This window comes from Streptomyces sp. NPDC059853, from assembly GCF_042731495.1.
GTDB lineage: Bacteria > Actinomycetota > Actinomycetes > Streptomycetales > Streptomycetaceae > Streptomyces.
Genome location: NZ_JBHWJL010000210.1, coordinates 5,729 through 9,282, shown reverse-complemented (window position 1 = coordinate 9,282; position 3,554 = coordinate 5,729). Strand labels below are relative to the sequence as shown.

At 73.6% G+C, this 3,554-nt stretch carries 3 protein-coding genes; 2 read left to right on the top strand and 1 reads right to left on the bottom strand.

Annotated elements, in window-relative coordinates; genetic code table 11:
* Positions 1–586, top strand: a 586-nt coding sequence (locus ACFV5N_RS19905; RefSeq protein ID WP_385601461.1) for a phosphatase, incomplete at its 5' end; no start/stop codon positions are given.
* Here the strand turns inward: ACFV5N_RS19905 and ACFV5N_RS19900 are convergent.
* The gene (locus ACFV5N_RS19900; RefSeq protein ID WP_385601458.1) at positions 576–1,514 is read right to left on the bottom strand and encodes an alpha/beta fold hydrolase; all 939 of its coding nucleotides are present in this window, start codon (positions 1,512–1,514) and stop codon (positions 576–578) included. The genes ACFV5N_RS19905 and ACFV5N_RS19900 overlap by 11 nt on opposite strands.
* Before the next feature lie 177 nt (positions 1,515–1,691).
* Between ACFV5N_RS19900 and ACFV5N_RS19895 the strand changes: the two genes are divergently transcribed.
* Complete coding sequence (locus ACFV5N_RS19895; protein ID WP_385601455.1) at positions 1,692–3,494, top strand: bifunctional metallophosphatase/5'-nucleotidase; 1,803 nt, start codon at positions 1,692–1,694, stop codon at positions 3,492–3,494.
* Positions 3,495–3,554: the final 60 nt, after the last annotated feature.

The following is a 3,554-nucleotide window of genomic DNA, read 5'->3' as shown; positions in this document are numbered from 1 at the left end:
GGCCCGCGAGCGGCAGCTGGTGCGGGACGACCGGGTGCCGCGCGCCCAGGCGATGGTGGCCCGGCTGCGCGAACTGGGCGTGGACATCACCTGGGAGCGGGTGCGCGAGCTGGCGCAGGGCGTGGTGGGCCGGCCGCACATCGCGGCGGCGATGGTGGAGGCCGGGGTGGTCGGCAGCGTCTCGGACGCCTTCGCGCCGGAGTGGATCGGGGACGGCGGGCGCGCACACGTCGGCAAGCACGAACTGGACGTGTTCACCGCGATCCGGCTGATCAAGGCGGCGGGCGGGGTCTCGGTGTTCGCTCACCCCGCGGCGGCGCACCGCGGCGCGGTGGTGCCGCTGCCCGCGATCGCCGAACTCGCGGCGGCCGGTCTGGACGGCATCGAGGTCGATCACATGGACCACGACCCGGCCACCCGCGCCGCGCTGCGCGCCCTGGCCGCCGATCTGCGGCTGCTGCCCACCGGCTCCAGCGACTACCACGGCGAGCGCAAGGCGATCCGGCTGGGCGAGCACACCACCGCCCCGGAGGTCTATGAGGAGCTGGTCGGCCGCGCCTCGGGCGGCGCGCCGGTCACCGGCTGACGCCACCCACCGGTTCCCCGCGGTCCAGCGCCCGCCAGAAGTCCAGGAGTTCGGCCGCCGTGGCGGCGGGCCGCTCGGTGTTCGGGGAGTGCTCCGAGCCGCTGATGACGGTGCGTCGGGCCCGCAGCCGGGCCGCCATCGCGTCCAGCTGGGCGATCGGCCACACCCCGTCCCGTACGCCGGACACCACGTGCACGGGCACGCCGGTGGCCGCCAGATGGTCCACCCGGTCCGGCTCGTGCCGCAGGGTGCGGCCGGTGGCGATCAGCTGGGCCGGGGTGGTGGCCAGCCAGCGGCGGCGCAGGAAGCCGTCCACGCCCAGCGGCGAGACGACGCCCTCGGTGCCGCTGGACGCGTCGGGGACGGCCGCGTCCGGCAGCGTCTCCTTGGCGCGGTGGGTGACCCGCCAGACGCCGGTGGTGCCCAGCACGGGCAGCCCCGCGGTCAGGAACCGGGTCTTCCAGCGCTGCCAGGAGACGACCTTGCCGGGGCCCGAGGCGATCAGCGTCAGCGAGGCGAACGGCGTGGCGCCGCCCTCCGCGGCCCGCAGCACCGCGCCCCGGGCGATCAGCCCGCCGAGCGAGTGACCCGCCAGATGCAGCGGGGTGGGGCCGGTGGCGAGCGCGTCCGCCTGCGCGAGGACGTCCTCGGCGAGCGCGCCGAGCCGGTAGGAGTCCCAGCCGTGCCCGCCGGGTGTCTCGTACTGGCCCCTCCCGTCCACCGCCACCGCCCGGTAGCCGGCCGCGGCCAGCGGCTCCAGCAGGGCGATGAAGTCCTCCTTGCTGCCGGTGTACCCGGGCACCAGCAGCACGGTCCCGGCCGGTTCCCCCGCGGGCGCGGCATCCAGCACGGCGAACGCGCCGCGCCGGGTGCGCAGCCGGTGGGCCCGTACGCCGGGCGGCATCTGTGTGAAAGGCGGCCTGCTCACATCCGTCACCCTATCCGGGCCCTCCGTACGTGACATCCGGCGGTCACCCGGACGCAACACCGGTGGCACCCGCCGCCCCGAGGCTGACGGAGGCTGTTCTTCGCGCGCCGAGTGGGCCAGAATCTACGCGCGTTACGCCCGTTGTGCCCGAACCACCCCACCGAGGAGCCGAAACCCATGTCGCTGAACCGCCGAACGTTCCTGGGCGGAACCGCCGTCACCTCCGCCGGGGTGGTGCTCGCCGGTGGCGCGGTGGCGCCGTCCGCCGCCGCGGCGCCCGGCCGCGAGACCAAGCGGCACACCTTCTCCGTGCTCGGCACCACCGACCTGCACGGCCACGTCTTCAACTGGGACTACTTCACCGACGCCGAGTTCGCGGACGCGGACGGCAACGACGTGGGCCTGGCCAAGCTCTCCACCCTCATCGACGAGGTGCGCGCCGAGAAGGGCGGGCGCCGCAACACCCTGCTCATCGACGCCGGGGACACCCTCCAGGGCACCCAGCTCGCCTACTACTACGCCAAGGTGGACCCGATCACCGCGCGCCGGGGCCCGGTGCACCCGATGGCCCGGGCCATGAACGCCATCGGCTACGACGCCGCCGCGCTGGGCAACCACGAGTTCAACTACGGCATCCCGCTGCTGCGGAAGTTCGAGGAGCAGTGCGACTTCCCGCTGCTGGGCGCCAACGCCCTGGACGCCCGCACCGAACGGCCCGCCTTCCCGGCGTACCACATGGCCACCGTCCCCACCCCGCGCGGCCGGGCCGTCAAGGTGGCGATCCTGGGCCTCACCAACCCCGGCATCGCGATCTGGGACCGCGCCCACGTCGAGGGGAGGATGACCTTCCCGAGCCTGGAGCAGCAGGCCGCGCACTACGTGCCCCGGCTGCGGTCGATGGGCGCCGACGTGGTGATCGTCTCGGCCCACTCCGGCACCAGCGGCACCTCCTCCTACGGCGACGCGCTGCCGCACGTCGAGAACGCCGCCGCCCTGGTCGCCGAGCAGGTCCCCGGCATCGACGCCATCCTGGTCGGCCACGCGCACGCCGAGATCGCCGAACGCCGGGTGACCAACCTCGCGACCGGCAAGGACGTGGTGCTGTCCGAGCCGCTGTTCTGGGGCAAGCGGCTCACCGTCTTCGACATAGCCGTCGCCTGGGAACGCGGCCGGTGGGTGGTCGAGTCAGTCTCCGCCGAGGTGCGCAACACCAACACGGTCGCCGAGGACCCGCGCATCACCGGGCTGCTGCGCGAGGAGCACGAGCGGGTGATCGCCTACGTCAACCAGGTCATCGGGACCGCGAGCGAGGCCATGACGGCCACCGACGCGGCGTACAAGGACGAGCCGATCATCGACTTCATCAACTTCGTGCAGGCGGAGACGGTGACGGCGGCGCTGGCCGGCGGCGCGTACGCGGACCTGCCGGTGCTGTCGCAGGCGGCGTGCTTCTCGCGCAGCGCGGCGATCCCGGCGGGCGAGGTGACGATCCGCGACGTGGCGGGGATGTACGTCTTCGAGAACACCCTGGAGGCCCGGCTGATCACCGGCGCGCAGCTGCGCGACTATCTGGAGTTCTCGGCGCGGTACTTCGTACGGACGCCGGCCGGGGCGGAGATCGACCCGGCGCGGCTGACGAACGCCGAGGGCATCCCCGACTACAACTACGACGCGGTCAGCGGCGTGACGTACGACATCGACATCGCCGAACCGGCCGGCTCGCGGATCACCGATCTGCGGTTCGCGGGCGAGCCGGTGGCGGACGACGCGCGGTTCGTGCTCGCCGTCAACAACTACCGGGCCAGTGGCGGCGGGAACTTTCCGCACATCGCCACGGCCGAGCAGGTGTGGGCGAACTCGGACGAGATCCGCAACACGATCATCTCCTGGGTGCAGGAGAACGGCGAGATCGATCCGGCCCGGTTCGCCTCGGTGGACTGGCGGCTGACCCGTGCGGGCCAGCCCGTCTTCGACCGCTAGCCAGCCCGTCAGCTCTCGGCGGCGCCGCCCGTGGTGGTACGGCGGCGGCGCCTCCGGAGG